A 14918-nucleotide genomic window follows, 5' to 3' on the forward strand; every position below is an offset into this window, starting at 1 on the left:
GCTATGACCGATTGCACCGAGCGTCGCCGGCCGGCGGCTGGCGGCGACCGTGACCGCGAGGGCCATGAGGGCATGGCCAAGGAGGCTCGGCCATGACGGGTGCGGTGCGGCAGGATGGCACGCCCATCGAGGTGCTGCTGGTCGAGGACGACCCGGGCGACGTGCTCATGACGCAGGAGGCGTTCGAGGAGCACAAGGTCCGCAACCGGCTGACCGTGGTGTCCGACGGCGCGGAGGCGCTGGCGTACCTGCGGCGCGAGGGCGCGTACGAGGGTGCGCTGCGCCCGGACCTGATCCTGCTCGACCTCAACCTGCCCCGCCGCGACGGCCGGGAGGTGCTGGAGGAGATCAAGAAGGACGACGATCTCTGCCGGATCCCGGTGGTGGTGCTGACCACCTCGGCCGCCGACGAGGACATCCTGCGCAGCTACCAGCTGCACGCCAACGCCTACGTGACCAAGCCGGTCGACTTCGACCGGTTCATCTCGGTGATCCGGCAGATCGACGAGTTCTTCGTCAGCGTCGTGAAGCTGCCGCCGCGTGCGTGACGACCTGATCGACGAGGTCACGGCGCTGGTCCGGGAGGTGGCGCAGACCATCGTGCTGCCCCGGTGGCGCAACCTGAGCGGCGCCGAGATCCACCAGAAGTCCCCCGGCGACCTGGTCACGATCGCCGACCAGGAGTCCGAGCGGGCGCTGGCCGCCGGGCTGACCGCGCTGCTGCCCGGCTCGCAGGTGGTGGGCGAGGAGGCGGTGGCCGCGGACCCGGGCGTGCTGGGCCGGGTCGGCGACGCGGGTGCGGTCTGGATCGTCGATCCGGTCGACGGCACCAACAACTTCGCCGCCGGCAAGACCCCGTTCGCGGTGATGGTGGCGCTGCTGCGCGACGGTGAGACGGCCGCGGGGTGGATCCTCGACGTGGTGGCCGACCGGATGACGGTCGCGGAGGCGGGCAGCGGCGCGTTCATCGACGGGCTGCGGGTCAAGACCCGCACCGACGACCCGGGCGCGGCCGGGCTGACCGGCTCGCTGTCCCGCACGTACTTTCCCGACGGCCTGCGCGAGCGGATCGAGGCGCGGATCGGCGCCGTGGGCGCGGTGACCGGCGGCCGGCACTGCGCGGGCTACGAGTATCCGGCGATCGTCTCCGACGAGCAGCAGTTCGCGACCTTCTGGCGGATCCTGCCGTGGGATCATGTGCCGGGGTCCCTGATCGTCCAGGAGGCCGGCGGCACGGTCCGGCACCTGGACGGCTCGGCGTACCGGCCGACCGACGCCGACCTGGGCCTGCTGGTGGCCGCCAACGAGGACATCTGGCGGAGCGTGCACACCGCCCTCTACGCCTGAGGCTGGACCATGTCTGCGTACCTGTCTGAGCTTTTTGGTCTGGCCGGCCGGACCGCGATCGTGACCGGCGGCAGTTCCGGGATCGGCCGCGCGATGGCCGGCGCGCTCGGCCGGGCCGGCGCGCGCGTCGTGCTGGTGGCCCGGCGCTCGGAGCCGCTGGCCGAGACCGTCCGCGAGCTGACCGCCGCCGGCGTCGAGGCCGGCGCGGTCTCCGTCGATCTCGCCGACCGGTCCGCGCTCGCGGCCGCGGCCGACACCATCTTTTCCCGGTACGGCGCCGCGGACGTGCTGGTCAACGCCGCGGCGGTGAACCGGCGCCCGCCCCTGGACGCGCTGACCGAGCAGGACTGGGATGTGACGCTGGCGGCGAACCTGACCGCGCCCTTCCTGCTCGGGCAGCGGTTCGGCCCGGCGATGGCGGCCCGGGGCTGGGGCCGGATCATCAACGTCGTCTCCCAGCAGGCCTTCCGCGCGTACGGCAACAGCGGCGCCTACGGTGTCGCCAAGGCCGGCCTGGTGGCCCTGACCCGCTCGCAGGCCGAGGCGTGGTCGGCGCGCGGCGTCTGCTGCAACGCGGTCGCGCCCGGGGTGGTGCACACCCCGCTGACCGAGCCGGTCTTCGCCGATCCGGAGACGGTCGCGGCGCACGCCCGGCGGACGATGATCGGCCGCAACGGGGTCCCGGGGGATTTCGCCGGATGCGCGGTTTTTCTGGCGAGTGCTGCTAGCGCTGCGGTGACCGGCCAGACACTCTTCGTCGACGGTGGATATTCATCAACGTGAGCGCGCTGCCGTTCTGGCGTGCGGCGCGGTAGAGTCACCGCGCTCACGACTTGGGAGGTAGACCGTGGCGGCGACTCTCCTGCGCCGGCTTCAGCCTGTCCTGGCGATCCTCATCGCCCTCGCGGTGCTGCTCGTGGCCGCACCGGCCGCGCACGCGGACCCGGATTCCGAGGGCGGCACGAAGAGCCTGCGGACGGCGCTCGAGTCCGCCGCCAAGGGCCACATCGAAGCCAAGAACAAGCTCGAGAATTCCAAGAAGCGGCAGAAGCAGCTCACGGCCACGCTGGCCGAGGCGAAGCAGAAGGCCGCCTCGCTGGAGACCCGGGTCGGCGAGGTCGCCAGCCGGTCCTACCGGCAGGGCCGCTTCAACACCATGACGCTGCTGCTGAACAGCTCCTCCCCGGACGCCTTCATGGAACGCGCGCTGCGGCTGGACCAGATGGCCCAGGTCGACGGCAAGGTGCTGACCGGCTACCAGGAGGCGGTGGTCACCACCGAGCAGGCCAAGAAGGCCATCGACCTGGAGATCAAGGAGCAGCAGAAGCAGGTCACGGTGATGGCCAAGAAGAAGCAGCAGGCCGAGCAGGCGCTGGCCATCGCCGGCGGCGGCGCGGCGCGCAGTGGCTTCATCAACGCCAACTCGCCGCTGGCCAAGCCGGCCCCGCGCAACTCCGACGGCTCCTGGCCGAAGGAGTCCTGCTCGGTCAACGACCCCTCCCCGGGCGGCGGCGGGTGCATCACGCCGCGGACGCTGCACGCGTACCAGCAGGCTCGGGCGTCGGGCTTCAAGCGGTACACGGGTTGCTTCAGCCAGCGTTCCTCCGGTGAGCATCCGAAGGGCCGGGCCTGTGACTTCTCCGCGGCCTCCGGCGGCTTCGAGAACGTCAACGCCTCCGGCGGCGACCGTACGTACGGCGACAACCTGGCCGCGTACTTCGTGAAGAACGCCGACCGTCTCGGCGTGCTGTACGTGATCTGGTACCGGCAGATCTGGCAACCGGGCCTCGGCTGGAAGTCCTACAGCGGCTCCGGCGGCCCGAGCGCCACCCACACCAACCACGTGCACCTATCAGTCATCTGACAGGCGCGCGCCGGTAGCATCCGCGCGATGGAGAACTCCGCACCGCGTGCCCTGCCCTCCGGACTGGCCACCGCGCTGGTGTTCTTCGCCAGCGGCGCCGTGCTGGTCCTGGAGATCGTGGCGCTGCGGCTGGTCGGCCCGTACGTGGGCGTGACCCTGCAGGTCAGCAGCTCGGTCATCGGGATCTCGCTGGCCGCCATCGCGTACGGCACCTGGCTCGGCGGCCGGCTCGCCGACCGGTACGACCCGCGGCTGCTGCTGGCACCGGCGCTGCTGCTGTCGGCGATCTTCACGGCGATCACCCTGCCGCTGGTCCGCTGGGGCGGGGAGGTGCTGCGCGGCGGGTCGGCACCGGCCGTGCTGCTGCTCGCCGCGCTGGCCGTCTTCCTGCCCGCGTTCCTGCTGGCCTCGATCACCCCGCTGACCGTGAAGCTGCAGCTGGGCGACCTGCGCCGCACCGGCGAGGTGGTGGGCCGGCTGTCCAGCTTCGGCACGCTGGGCGCGATCACCGCGACGCTGGGCACCGGCTTTGTCTTCGTCGCCGCGATGCCCAGCAGCTGGATCGTGCTGACCCTGGCCGCGGTGCTGGCCCTGGCCGGCTTCGGGCTCGGCTGGTGGCTGCACCGCAAGGACCCGTCGCTGCGGTTGCCGGGCAAGGCACGGACCCGGGCGGTGGTGGTAACCGTCGGGCTGTTCGGGGCGGGGCTGGGTGCTACCGCGCCGACCCCGTGCGACATCGAGACGGCGTACCACTGCGCGCGGGTCGACAACGATCCGGCCCGGTCGGGTGGGCGGACGCTGATCCTCAACTCGGCGCGGCACTCGTACGTCGACCTGAACGACCCGACCCACCTGGAGTTCGCGTACGTGCAGTGGCTCGGCGCCGTGGTCGACGTCGCCAAGGCCGGCGGCGCCCCGCTGAACGCGCTGCACCTGGGCGGCGGCGGCTTCACCGTCCCGGAGTACGTGGCGCGCACCCGGCCCGGCAGCGACCAGCTCGTCCTGGAGCTCGACGGCGGGCTGGTCGACCTGGACAAGCGGGAGCTCGGCCTGCGTACCGGTCCGAACCTGCGGGTCCGGGTCGGCGACGCCCGGGTCGGGCTGGCCGGGCAGCGCGGCGCGGGGTACGACCTGGTGGTCGGCGACGCGTTCGGCCACCTGGTGGTCCCGTGGCACCTCGCCACCCGGGAGATGGCCGCCGACATCGCCCGCGTGCTGCGCCCCGACGGCGTGTACGCCCAGAACGTCATCGACTACCCGCCGGACCGGTTCATCCGGGCCGAGCTGGCCACGGTCGCCGCCGTCTTCCCGCACGTCGCACTGGTCGCGCCGCAGGCCGCCCTGAACGGCGAGACCGGCTCGAACTTCCTCATCGTGGCCTCGAAGTCGCCGCTGGCCCTGGACGAGCTCCGTAACCACCTCGACCTGGTCGACGAGCCGGTGCAGCTGGTCTCGGGCGCCCGGCTGACCGCCTTCATCAACGGCGCCCGGGTGCTGACCGACGACTTCGCGCCGGTGGATCAGCTCCTGGCCGGGTGATCAGCGGGTTATTCCGGACAAAGAGCGATGTGCTGGTCAGACCACCGATGACGGCCCCCGCGATTTCCGGGACCCGCGGTGGGCGGGGTGTCCCTCGGGCCACAATCGGCACATGGGTTGGCTGGCGACCGGGGGACAGAACGGCCTCGTCGGCGACCGGTACCGACTGCTCGAGCGGCTCGGCAGCGGCGGCATGTCCGTCGTCTGGCGCGCCCACGATCAGGTGCTGGGCCGGGCCGTCGCGGTCAAGATGCTGTCGCCGCAACTCGCCGGCGACGACACGTTCCGCGACCGGTTGCGGCAGGAGGCGCTGGCCGCCGCGCGGCTGTGCCACCCGCACATCACCGGCATCTTCGACTTCGGGGAATCCCCGCTGGACGAGCACCGCACGGTCCCGTACGTGGTGATGGAGCTCAACGACGGTGAGTCGGTCGCCGCGCGGCTCAGCCGCAGGGGTCCGCTGCCCTGGCGCGACGCCGTGCTGATCGTGGCCGAGGTCGCCTCGGCGCTGGCCACCGCGCACGCCCGCGGCGTGGTGCACCGCGACGTGACCCCGGCCAACGTGATGCTCACGGCGACCGGTGCCAAGGTTGTCGACTTCGGCATCTCCGCGCTCGTCGGGCAACGGGACGCGGCGCCGGACGGCAGCCTGCTGGGCACGCCGGCGTACCTCGCGCCGGAGCGGCTCGGCGGCGGCCCGGTGGCGCCGGCGACCGACGTGTACGCCCTCGGCCTGCTGCTCTATCGCACGCTCACCGGGCGGCTGCCGTGGCCTGCCGGGAACACCACGCAGGCGTTGCGGGCGCATCTGTTCGTGGATCCGGAGCCCGTACCGTCGCTGCCCGGCCTGCCGGCGCAGGTGGCCGACCTCTGCCTGCGCTGCCTGGCCAAGCAGCCGGAGGACCGGCCGGGCGCGGCCACGGTCGCCGAGGTGCTGGCCGCGCTCGTCGGCTTCCAGCCGATCATCCCGCCGGTCGCCGCGGACCTGGTGCCGCGCCGGCGTCCGTCGCCGCATCCGCGGCCCCGCCCGGTCCGTGCCCCCGGGCTGCGGGTGCGCACCGGCCTGCGGGTGGCCCGGGCGCTGCGGCTCGGCGGCGCGCAACCGCTGGGCGACGGGCTGTTCCGCGCCGGTGGGCTGCTGCGCGACCTGCTGCCCGGCGGCCGGCTCGGCGCGGCGGTGCTGGCCGGCCGGCACCGCTACCAGGCCGGGGTCGCCACGGTCGTGCTGATCGCCTCGATCGGCCTGGCCTGGTCGTCGACCCGCGAACCCGCCGACGTCGGCACGGCGCAGGCGGCCGCGGCCGGCGCCGGCCCGGGCGCGGTGGTGCCGCACGGCGCGGGGTGCAAGGTCCGCTACCGGGTGCAGCGCGACTCCGGCTCGGACTTCGGCGCCCAGGTCACCGTGATCAACACCGGTGCGCACGCGCTGTCGGCATGGTCGCTGGAGTTCGCGTTCACCGGCGGCCAGCGGCTGACCGACGCGCCGAAACGGCTCACCCAGCGGGGCCGCAAGCTGGTCCTGCGTGCCAAGGACGACACGGAGCTGCGGCCCGGCCGGTCGGCCAGCGTGACGCTCAGCGGCAGCTACCGGATCAGCAACCCGCTGCCGGTGGCCTTCGCGCTGAACGGGCACGCCTGCCGGGCCGAGGTGATCGGTGCGGTGGGCGCGGCGGCGACCGAGGCGGCCGTCCCGGGCGGCACCCCGGCTGCGGACGTACGGAAGAAGCCCGCACCCCGCAAGACGACGCCACCCCCGTCACCGGCTCCGGCTCCGGCGGACTCCGGCCCGCCCACGGACAAGAAACCGGGCTTCTCCGTGACGGTGTGACGCCTTAGGGTGTCGGAGTGATCAGGCTCGCACCTCTCGCCCTGCTGTGCTCCGCCGTCCTGCTCGCCGGCTGCACGTCCGAGCCCGAGCCCGCCCCCGCCGCCGACGCCGTCCGCAGCACGAAGAGCGCGCCGATCGAACGGATGGAGCACCTCGGCGTGGTCGAGGAGGGCTACTGGCTCGACGAGCGGTCCAAGGACCTCACCACCGGCGACGAGCCGGCCGGCCGCTGGGTGCAGGGCGTGGCCCGGCTGTCGCAGGCCGACTTCGACCGGCTGTTCGCCAGCCGGCAGTGGCAGCCGTTCAGCACCGAACCGATCATGCCGGCCGCCCTCAAGGGCAAGCTGGCGGCCGGTGACACCTGGTACCTGGGCGAGAACGAGGACGGCGTCTACTACCTGGAGACCGACACCCGGTTGGTGCTGTTCATGGTCTGGCCCGGCTAGGTCACCGCCGCGAACTGCTCCACTTTGGTGGTGTCGCCGGCCACGATCAGGATGCAGCCCTGCGGCACGACGGTTCCCGGGCGCGCGTACGTGAAGTCCTTGCCGGGCAGCTTGATGCCCACCACCGTCACGCCCCACTTGCTGCGCAGGCCGATGTCGGCCAGCGTGCGGCCGGCCGCCTCCCGCGGCGCCCGGACCTTCGCGATGGCGAAGCCGTCGTCGAACTCGATGTAGTCCAGCATCTGCCCGGTGATCAGGTGCGCGACCCGCTCGCCCATCTCCGCCTCCGGGTAGACCACGTGCCGGGCGCCGACCGAGGACAGGATCTTGCCGTGCTTGGTGCTGATCGCCTTGGCCCAGACCTCCGGCACGCCGACCTCCGTGAGGGTCAGCACGGTCAGCACGCTGGCCTCAAGATTCGTGCCGATGCCGACCACCGCGCGGGCGAACTCCTGCACGCCGAGCTGGCGCAGCGCGTCGGTGTCGGTGGCGTCCGCCTCGACGACGTGGGTGAGCCGGTCGGACCAGTCCTGCACGATGCGCGGGTCGGAGTCGATGCCGAGCACCTCGTGACCGAGGTTGACCAGTGAGGCGGCGACCTGCCCGCCGAACCGGCCCAGCCCGACGACAACAACGTTGTCCGGGCTCGCGGTGAGCTTCTTGTCAGCCAACGAGGGGTCGCTCCTCCGGGTAGCGGTAGAGCCGGCTGCGGGTGTTCAACGCGATCGCCGTTCCCACGGCGATCGTGCCGACCCGGCCGACATACATCAGGATGACCAGTACGACCTGCGCGGACGGCGGCAGGGTAGGGGTGATGCCGGTGCTGAGCCCGACGGTGGCGAACGCCGAGGTCACCTCGAACAACGCCCGGTCGAACGGGATGTCCTCGGTCAACATGATCAGCGCGACGGTGCCCGTGGCCACCAGGGCCACCCCGAGCAGCGCGACGGTGACCGCCTGGCGCTGCGTCTCCTCGGCGATCCGGCGCTTGCGGATGACCACGTCCGGCTCACCCCGGATCTCGGCCCAGATCACGTACGCGAGCAGCAGGAACGTGGTGATCTTGATGCCGCCGGCGGTGCTCGCGCTGCCACCGCCGATGAACATCATCCCGTTGGTGACGGCGATCGTCTCGGTGTTCATCCCGCCCAGGCTGATGCTGTTGAAGCCGCCCGAGCGGGTCATCACGTCCTGGGTGAACGCGGCCAGGATCTTGGTCGGCGTGCCCAGCGGGCCGAGGGTCTGCGGGTTGCTCCACTCGAAGGTCAGAAAGACCAGGAAACCGACCCCGCTGAGCAGCAGGCTGCCCCACACGGTCAGGCGCGTGTGGGTGGACCAGAAGCCCGGCGAACGCCACTCCCGGGCCAGCTCGAACAGCACCGGGAAGCCGATCGAGCCGGCCATCACGCCCAGCGACAGCGGCACGCAGATCCACCAGTCGCCGACGAACCGGACCAGGCTGTCCGGGTAGAGCGCGAAGCCGGCGTTGTTGAAGGCCTGCACGGCGTGGAAGACGGCCTCCCACACGGCCCGGCCGAACGGATAGTCGTACGCCAGCCAGAACCGCAGCGTGAGCACCACGCTGATGACGGCCTCGGAGGCGAACATGACGATCGCGACCCGGATGAGCACCCCGCCGACATTGCCGCCGAGCAGCCCGGAACTCTCGGCCTGCGCCATGAGCCGGCTGCGCAACCCGAGCCGCCGCGACACCAGCAGGCTGAGCAGCGTGGCGAGCGTCATGATGCCGAACCCGCCGATCTGCGACAGCACGGTGATCAGCACCTCGCCGAAACCGGACCAGTAGGTCGGCGTATCGACCACACCCAGCCCGGTGACGCAGACCGCGCTGGTCGCGGTGAACAGCGCGGTCACGAACGGCGCGTGCCCGGGCTCGGCCCGCGCGGCGGGCAGCATCATCAGCGCGGTCCCGATGCCGATCGCGCCGAGAAAAGCGATCGGCACGATCCGCGCGGGATACCGCCACGGTGAACGACCCCGCACCCGCACCTCCTCATTTCGATCTAGAGTTCATCATCAAACGATGCGGAAGGGGTGCGTGATGCAACTCGACATGGCAACGGTCTTCGCCCCGACGCGAGGACGCGCCGCTTAGTCTCCCGCGGCCCGGGTCTCCTCGCACGGGGCGGTCGTCGACCGTTTCCCCCGGCTCGAGGAGCAATCGTGCGTGCCCTTTTCCCGCGCCTCGGCGCGGACTTCAGCAAACTCTGGACCGCGAGCGCGGTCTCCAACATCGGCGACGGCATCACCATGGCGGCCGGTCCGCTGCTGGTCGCCTCGATCACCACCGACCCGGCGGCGGTGGCCGGCGCGGTCTTCGCCCAGCAACTGCCCTGGCTGCTGTTCGCCCTGATCAGCGGCGCGTGGGCAGACCGGCTGGACCGCCGCCGCCTGGTGGTGACGGTCAACCTGATCCGCGCGGCGGCCCTGATCACGCTGGTCGCGGCGGTCTCCTGCGACCTGGTCACCGTGCCGCTGATCTACGCGGTCTTCTTCGTGCTGGGCACAGGCGAGACGCTGGCGGACACGGCGTCGTCGGCCTTCGTCCCGGCCCTGGTCCCACCGGACCGCCTGCCGACGGCAAACGCCTGGCTCGGCGCAACCTTCACGGTGCTGCACCAGTTCGCGGCAAAACCGCTGGGTGCCTGGCTGTTCGTGGTGGCCGCGGCGGCGCCGTTCGGGGCAAACGCCCTGTCGTACGCGGCATCGGCAGCGCTGATCGCCGGCATCGGCACCCTCCCGCCGCCCGAACCCCGGCCCCACCGCTCGCTCCGGACGGACATCGCGGAAGGCGTCCGCTGGCTGTGGGGCCACCGCCTGCTACGAACGCTGGCGGTGACGATGGCCTTCGGCAACATGATCTTCTGCGCGGCCTTCGCCATCTTCGTGCTGTACGCCTTCGAGCGGCTGGGCCTGGGCCGGGTCGGCTACGGGCTGTTGCTGACGGCGTTCGCGTTGGGTGGCTTGGCGGGCTCGGTGGCAGCGCCGGCTCTGCTCCGAACGGTCAGCGCGACGGTGCTGCTCCGGGGCGGGCTGGCGGTGGAGGTGGCGCTGCACGCGACCCTGGCAGCGACGCGGACGGTGTGGGTCGCCGCGGCGATGATCGTGGTCTTCAGCATCCACGCGACGGTGTGGGGGAACGCGGTGATGACGCTGCGGCAGCGATCGGTGCCGTCGGCTGTGTACGGGCGGGTGAGCAGTGTGTATGCGCTGCTGGACCTGGGCGGGGCGGCGGTCGGGTCGCTGCTGGGCGGGGCGGTGGCGCAGGCGTATGGGCTCACCGCGACGTTCTGGACGGCTGCGGGTGGGATGGGGGTGGTGTTGGTGCTGGCTTGGCGTCCGTTGTCTTCGGCGCGAGCGGCCTTCCTGCAGAGGGTGTAGCTCGACTCGTCCCGCTCTTGCCCCGCTGCTGTCACCCGGGCATCCGGGGTCGTCGGGTGGCAGTGGCGGCGGCTGGTCCGGGGTCGGCGGGCGGCTCCTCTAGAGTCGGTGGCATGTCAAGGCTTGCGGTGGTCAGCGGGGGCGGCACGGGGATCGGCCGGGCGACGGCGGGGATGCTGGCGGGAGAGGGCTACGACGTCATCATCGTCGGGCGCCGCCCCGACGTGCTGGCCGCCGCGGTGAAGTGGATCGGCCCGCAGGCGACGGCGGTCACCGCCGACCTGGCGGTGCCCGGCCAGACCGCGGCGGTGGTCGAGGCCGTCGGTGGCCGCCCGGTCGACGTGCTGGTCAACAACGCCGGCGCCTACCTGACCGGCGACGACTCCACCCCGGAAGGCCTGGCGGCGCACTGGCGGGCGAACCTCGACTCGAACGTGCTGACGGCGGTGCTGCTCACCGACGCGCTGCTGCCGTTGCTGCGCCGGCCGGGCGGACGGATCATCCTGACCAGCTCGATCGCGGCTCAGCGGGGCGGCGGCGGCCCGTACTCGGCGGCGAAGGCGGCGCTGCACGGCTATGCGCTGGACCTGGCCACCCAGCTGGGCGCCGAGGGCATCACCGCGAACGTGATCGCCCCCGGCTACGTGACGGACAGCGAGTTCTTCGACGGCCGGATGACCGAGGAAGGCCACGCGAGGCGGGTGGCGGCGACGCTGGTGAAGCGGGCAGGCGTGCCGGACGACATCGCGGAATCGGTCCGCTGGCTGGTCGGGCCGGGCGGCGGCTTCGTGACCGGCCAGATCATCAACGTGAACGGCGGGAGCGTGCTGGGCCGCTGAGCCCTTTGGCGGCGGCTGGTCGCTTGCTGCGTCCGGTCGCCGGCCGGCCCCCGCGGCCGCTACTTGGCGCCGCCGGCGAAGCGGCCCTCGCCCGGTTTGTTCGCCCGGAACCGCAGCGCCGACCAGCGGCCGTCGATCGCCACCTGCCCGTTGGGGCGCATGTCGAAGTCGGCCACGATCGGCCACAACGTGTCGCGGTTGATGTCCGCCTTGTTCCCCTTCGGATAGGCGATCCAGACCACCGCGGGCTTGGCGAGGTCTGCGGCATGCTCCTCGAGCAGCTTGCGGACCTCGGCGGCGCTGTCCGCGAACAGCACCGCGGTGCTCGCCGTTGCCGGGTTCTCGCTCTCCCGCACTCCCTCGGGCATGGGGGTCAGCAGCGGCAGGTATCCCGCGTGTGACAGCCACACCGTGGTGTGCGGCTTGATCTGCAGCTTCTCCGCAATCGTCTTCGTCATGCGGACCACGCTGCCACCGACAAATTTATTTGTCAAGGAACCGGATCAGGGCCCGTCCACCACGGCGAGGCCGGGCAGCACCGGTCCGGCCGCCGAGCTCACCCGGAACGTCCCGCCGACCCTGTCGGGCGTCCAGCCGGCCGTCAGACCCCAGGCCACGAGCTGGAGCACGATGGCGGCGCTCGGGTAGGCGTACGTCGTCTCCTCCGCCGGTGCGTGCGCGTGGTCTCCTCCGCCGGTGCGCGTCGTCTCCTCCGCCGGTGCGCGCGCTGGCGGAGGATGATCGGTGGCTGGTGAATCGCCGTGTCGGCCTCGATGGGACGGTCCTGCCCGGCTGACCGCCCGGCGGGCCTGGTCGGTCGCCGCTGGGTAGTCGTGCTGGTTCTGTTCGGGCGGCGGCTCTGCCGGGTCGGCTACCCGCTGGGTCTTGTCGGTGGCGGGTGGGTAGTCGTGCTGGCTCTGTTCGGGCGGCTGCTCCGCAGGGTCAGCTACCCGCTGAGTCTGATCGGTTGTCGCTGGGCCGTCGGGCCGGCCCCGATCGGACGGCTCTGCCAGGTCGGTGTGCCGCTGAGTCTGATCGGTGCTCGCGTGCTGCCCCGGAGCAGGCGCTTCCATCAGGTCGGCCTGCAGCACGCAGCCGGTCTTGCCCGCTCCCCAGACGCGGACCCGGATGAACCGGCGCCGCCTGCCGTCGGTGCCCGGCGCGGCTCGGATGTCTGCCTTCCACGTGAACTCCCGCCCCTCGAAGTGCAGCTTGCGTAGCCTGTCCCGCATGCGTTCATGGTGTCAGCGAAGGCCGCCCGGCCGCGCGGGCAATCTGCCGACCTGTGGATAACGAGCCCGGCCGACCCGGCCTGTGGATAACCCGGGTCTTGTCGGTCCCGGCTGGTAGACATGCTGCGTGGTCGAGATGAAGCGGGCAGCAGTGAGCGAAGCCGAGCGGGACGCGGTGCGGGAGTGCGCCGAGGAAGTGCTGCGCCGGCTCGCCGGTGAGCACGCCGTGCTCCGTGAGGATCAGTGGCGGGCGATCGAGGCTCTTGTCGTGGATCGCCGGCGGGTGCTCTGCGTGCAGCGCACCGGTTGGGGCAAGTCGGCGGTCTACTTCGTGGCCACCGCCCTGCTGCGCGACGGCATGACCGCCGAGCCCGGTGATCCTCCGGCCGGGCCGACCGTCATCGTCTCGCCGCTGCTCGCGCTCATGCGCAACCAGGTCGAGGCCGCCGCGCGGGCCGGCATCCGCGCCCGCACGATCAACTCGGCCAACCTCGACGAGTGGAGCGAGATCACCGCCGAGATCCGGGCCGGCGAGGTCGACGTCCTGCTGATCAGCCCCGAACGGCTCAACAACCCCGACTTCCGCGACAACGTGCTGCCCGGGCTCGCCGCCAGCACCGGCCTGCTGGTGGTCGACGAGGCACACTGCGTCTCCGACTGGGGTCACGACTTCCGCCCCGACTACCGGCGGCTGCGCACCTTCCTGGCCGGGCTGCCCGGTCTGACGCCCGTCCTCGCCACCACGGCCACGGCCAATTCCCGGGTCACCGCCGACGTCGCCGAGCAGCTCGGCGACGCGCTCGTGCTGCGCGGTTCGCTGGAGCGGGATTCGCTGCGGCTGGCCACCCTCGATCTGCCCAACCCGGCGCACCGGCTGGCCTGGCTCGCCGACCACCTCGACCGGCTGGCCGGTTCCGGCATCATCTACACGCTGACGGTCGCCGCGGCCACCGAGACCGCCGAGTTCTTGCGGTCACGGGGCTTCCCGGTCGCGTCATACACGGGACAGGTCGAAGACTCCGCCCGCCGCGCCGCCGAGCAGGATCTGCTGGACAACAAGATCAAGGCACTGGTGGCGACGTCCGCGCTGGGCATGGGCTTCGACAAGCCCGACCTCGGTTTTGTCGTGCACCTCGGTGCGCCGCCCTCGCCGATCGCGTACTACCAGCAGGTCGGCCGCGCCGGGCGGGCCGTGGAGCACGCCGAGGTGATCCTGCTGCCCGGCCCCGAGGACATCGCGATCTGGCGCTACTTCGCATCCCTCGCGTTCCCGCCCGAGGAGCAGGTGCGCACGGTGCTGTCCGCCCTGTCGCCCGACCGCCCACTGTCGACACCGGCGTTGGAGCCGATCGTCGACCTCCGCCGCACCCGCCTGGAACTGATGCTCAAGGTCCTCGACGTGGACGGCGCGGTCCGCCGCACCCGCGGCGGCTGGCTGGCCACCGGCGAGCCGTGGACCTATGACACCGCGCGCCTGCGCCGGGTCGCGGAGGCCCGGACCGCAGAGCAGAAAACCATGATCGAGTATGCGGCCACGACGGCGTGCCGCATGGAGTTCCTGCGCCGCTGCCTCGACGACCCCGAGGCGAAGCCGTGCGGTCGCTGCGACAACTGTGCCGAACCGCTCTTCGACGCCGAAGTGTCGACGGAGGCGCTGGCCGCGGCCCAGACCTTCCTCGGCCACGCGGGCGTGGAGATCTCCCCGAAGAAGCTCTGGCCCACCGGCCTCGCCGCGGTCGGTGTCCCGCTGAAGGGCAAGATCGGCCCGAGCGAGCAGATCCTGCCGGGCCGTGCCGTGGGACGGCTGTCCGACCTCGGCTGGGGTGACAGGTTGCGCGCGCTGGTGGCTCCGGAGGCCCCCGACGTCCCGATCCCGGACGAGATGGTGGCAGCCGTGATCGAGGTCCTGAAGGGCTGGGCCCACGGCGACGACGCCTGGGCGCAGCGCCCGGCCGCGGTCGTCTCGGTCGGTTCCCATCGCCGCCCCAAGCTGGTGGACAGCCTCGCGGAACGCATCGCGGCCGTGGGCAGACTGCCCCTGCTCGGAACGCTCACCTCCACCCACACGGGCGACGACGGGCCGAGGGGAAACAGCGCGCAGCGGGTCCTCGCGCTGCACGACGCCTTCACGGTCTCACCGGAGATGGCTGAGTCCCTCAAGGACATTCAAGGCCCGGTGCTGCTGGTGGACGACATGGCGGACTCCGGCTGGACGATGGTGCTCGCGGGCAGGGCGCTCCGCCAGGCCGGTGCGCCGGGCGTGCTGCCGCTCACCCTGGCGGTGGCAGGCTGACCGCCCGGCTTCAGCGACCGACGGAGCGGTGATTGGTGATGGGCTGATAACGCGGCGGCCCGCGGTGGGAGTGTGGGCTCGGCGGGCCTGCCGGAGGAGCATTGGCCCCGCCCGTGGTGGCCCAGCTG

General features: G+C 72.1%; 14 protein-coding genes. 10 read left to right on the top strand and 4 right to left on the bottom strand.

Going from position 1 to position 14918, the window contains the following annotated elements:
• Positions 1-92 precede the first annotated feature (92 nt).
• The 7 genes from ACIBQZ_RS02355 to ACIBQZ_RS02385 all read left to right on the top strand — a co-directional run bounded on the left by ACIBQZ_RS02355 (position 93) and on the right by ACIBQZ_RS02385 (position 7024).
• The gene (locus ACIBQZ_RS02355; RefSeq protein WP_360551624.1) at positions 93-548 is read left to right on the top strand and encodes a response regulator; all 456 of its coding nucleotides are present in this window, start codon (positions 93-95) and stop codon (positions 546-548) included.
• Positions 541-1347 carry an inositol monophosphatase family protein gene (locus tag ACIBQZ_RS02360; protein ID WP_396086637.1) on the top strand — a complete coding sequence of 269 codons (807 nt, stop codon included), beginning with the start codon at positions 541-543 and terminating at the stop codon, positions 1345-1347. The genes ACIBQZ_RS02355 and ACIBQZ_RS02360 overlap by 8 nt, the downstream gene beginning before the upstream one ends.
• A 9-nt stretch (positions 1348-1356) precedes the next feature.
• Positions 1357-2130 carry an SDR family NAD(P)-dependent oxidoreductase gene (locus tag ACIBQZ_RS02365; RefSeq protein WP_396086638.1) on the top strand — a complete coding sequence of 258 codons (774 nt, stop codon included), beginning with the start codon at positions 1357-1359 and terminating at the stop codon, positions 2128-2130.
• 64 nt (positions 2131-2194) lie between these two features.
• Complete coding sequence (locus tag ACIBQZ_RS02370) at positions 2195-3211, top strand: coiled-coil domain-containing protein (protein ID WP_396086639.1); 1017 nt, start codon at positions 2195-2197, stop codon at positions 3209-3211.
• A 27-nt stretch (positions 3212-3238) separates the two neighbouring features.
• Complete coding sequence (locus ACIBQZ_RS02375) at positions 3239-4750, top strand: fused MFS/spermidine synthase (RefSeq protein ID WP_396086640.1); 1512 nt, start codon at positions 3239-3241, stop codon at positions 4748-4750.
• Positions 4751-4862: 112 nt separating this feature from the next.
• On the top strand, positions 4863-6578 hold the full coding sequence (locus ACIBQZ_RS02380; protein WP_396086641.1) for a serine/threonine-protein kinase: 1716 nt from the start codon (positions 4863-4865) through the stop codon (positions 6576-6578).
• A gap of 17 nt (positions 6579-6595) precedes the next feature.
• The gene (locus ACIBQZ_RS02385; RefSeq protein ID WP_396086642.1) at positions 6596-7024 is read left to right on the top strand and encodes a hypothetical protein; all 429 of its coding nucleotides are present in this window, start codon (positions 6596-6598) and stop codon (positions 7022-7024) included.
• Here the strand turns inward: ACIBQZ_RS02385 and ACIBQZ_RS02390 are convergent.
• Both ACIBQZ_RS02390 and ACIBQZ_RS02395 read right to left on the bottom strand, forming a co-directional pair.
• Positions 7021-7695 carry a potassium channel family protein gene (locus ACIBQZ_RS02390; protein ID WP_396086643.1) on the bottom strand — a complete coding sequence of 225 codons (675 nt, stop codon included), beginning with the start codon at positions 7693-7695 and terminating at the stop codon, positions 7021-7023. The genes ACIBQZ_RS02385 and ACIBQZ_RS02390 overlap by 4 nt on opposite strands.
• Positions 7688-8989, bottom strand: coding sequence for a TrkH family potassium uptake protein (locus ACIBQZ_RS02395; RefSeq protein WP_396086797.1), 1302 nt, complete (start codon positions 8987-8989; stop codon positions 7688-7690). Before ACIBQZ_RS02395 ends, ACIBQZ_RS02390 begins: the two co-directional genes overlap by 8 nt.
• Before the next feature lie 219 nt (positions 8990-9208).
• Here ACIBQZ_RS02395 and ACIBQZ_RS02400 point away from each other — a divergent pair, with 219 nt between their 5' ends.
• Positions 9209-10426 carry an MFS transporter gene (locus ACIBQZ_RS02400; RefSeq protein ID WP_396086644.1) on the top strand — a complete coding sequence of 406 codons (1218 nt, stop codon included), beginning with the start codon at positions 9209-9211 and terminating at the stop codon, positions 10424-10426.
• Between the two features lie 113 nt (positions 10427-10539).
• Positions 10540-11265: an SDR family NAD(P)-dependent oxidoreductase gene (locus ACIBQZ_RS02405; protein WP_396086645.1), complete on the top strand. Its 726-nt coding sequence runs from the start codon at positions 10540-10542 to the stop codon at positions 11263-11265.
• A gap of 59 nt (positions 11266-11324) precedes the next feature.
• On the opposite strand, the gene ACIBQZ_RS02410 is transcribed toward ACIBQZ_RS02405, so the two are convergent.
• Positions 11325-11723, bottom strand: coding sequence for a hypothetical protein (locus tag ACIBQZ_RS02410; RefSeq protein WP_396086646.1), 399 nt, complete (start codon positions 11721-11723; stop codon positions 11325-11327).
• A 45-nt stretch (positions 11724-11768) separates the two neighbouring features.
• The gene (locus tag ACIBQZ_RS02415) at positions 11769-12497 is read right to left on the bottom strand and encodes a hypothetical protein (protein ID WP_396086647.1); all 729 of its coding nucleotides are present in this window, start codon (positions 12495-12497) and stop codon (positions 11769-11771) included.
• A 136-nt stretch (positions 12498-12633) separates the two neighbouring features.
• On the opposite strand from ACIBQZ_RS02415, the gene ACIBQZ_RS02420 reads away from it, so the two are divergent.
• Positions 12634-14790 (top strand): DEAD/DEAH box helicase, encoded by a 2157-nt coding sequence (locus tag ACIBQZ_RS02420; protein WP_396086798.1) that lies wholly within the window; start codon positions 12634-12636, stop codon positions 14788-14790.
• Positions 14791-14918: the final 128 nt, after the last annotated feature.

The sequence above is a fragment of the Actinoplanes sp. NPDC049599 genome, from assembly GCF_044465625.1.
Lineage (GTDB): Bacteria > Actinomycetota > Actinomycetes > Mycobacteriales > Micromonosporaceae > Actinoplanes.

Coding starts and splice junctions, on each gene's coding strand:
- ACIBQZ_RS02355 (WP_360551624.1), top strand. CDS start 93: ATGACGGGTGCGGTGCGGCAGGATGGCACGCCCATCGAGGTGCTGCTG.
- ACIBQZ_RS02365 (WP_396086638.1), top strand. CDS start 1,357: ATGTCTGCGTACCTGTCTGAGCTTTTTGGTCTGGCCGGCCGGACCGCG.
- ACIBQZ_RS02375 (WP_396086640.1), top strand. CDS start 3,239: ATGGAGAACTCCGCACCGCGTGCCCTGCCCTCCGGACTGGCCACCGCG.
- ACIBQZ_RS02380 (WP_396086641.1), top strand. CDS start 4,863: ATGGGTTGGCTGGCGACCGGGGGACAGAACGGCCTCGTCGGCGACCGG.
- ACIBQZ_RS02405 (WP_396086645.1), top strand. CDS start 10,540: ATGTCAAGGCTTGCGGTGGTCAGCGGGGGCGGCACGGGGATCGGCCGG.
- ACIBQZ_RS02410 (WP_396086646.1), bottom strand. CDS start 11,723: ATGACGAAGACGATTGCGGAGAAGCTGCAGATCAAGCCGCACACCACG.
- ACIBQZ_RS02415 (WP_396086647.1), bottom strand. CDS start 12,497: ATGCGGGACAGGCTACGCAAGCTGCACTTCGAGGGGCGGGAGTTCACG.
- ACIBQZ_RS02420 (WP_396086798.1), top strand. CDS start 12,634: ATGAAGCGGGCAGCAGTGAGCGAAGCCGAGCGGGACGCGGTGCGGGAG.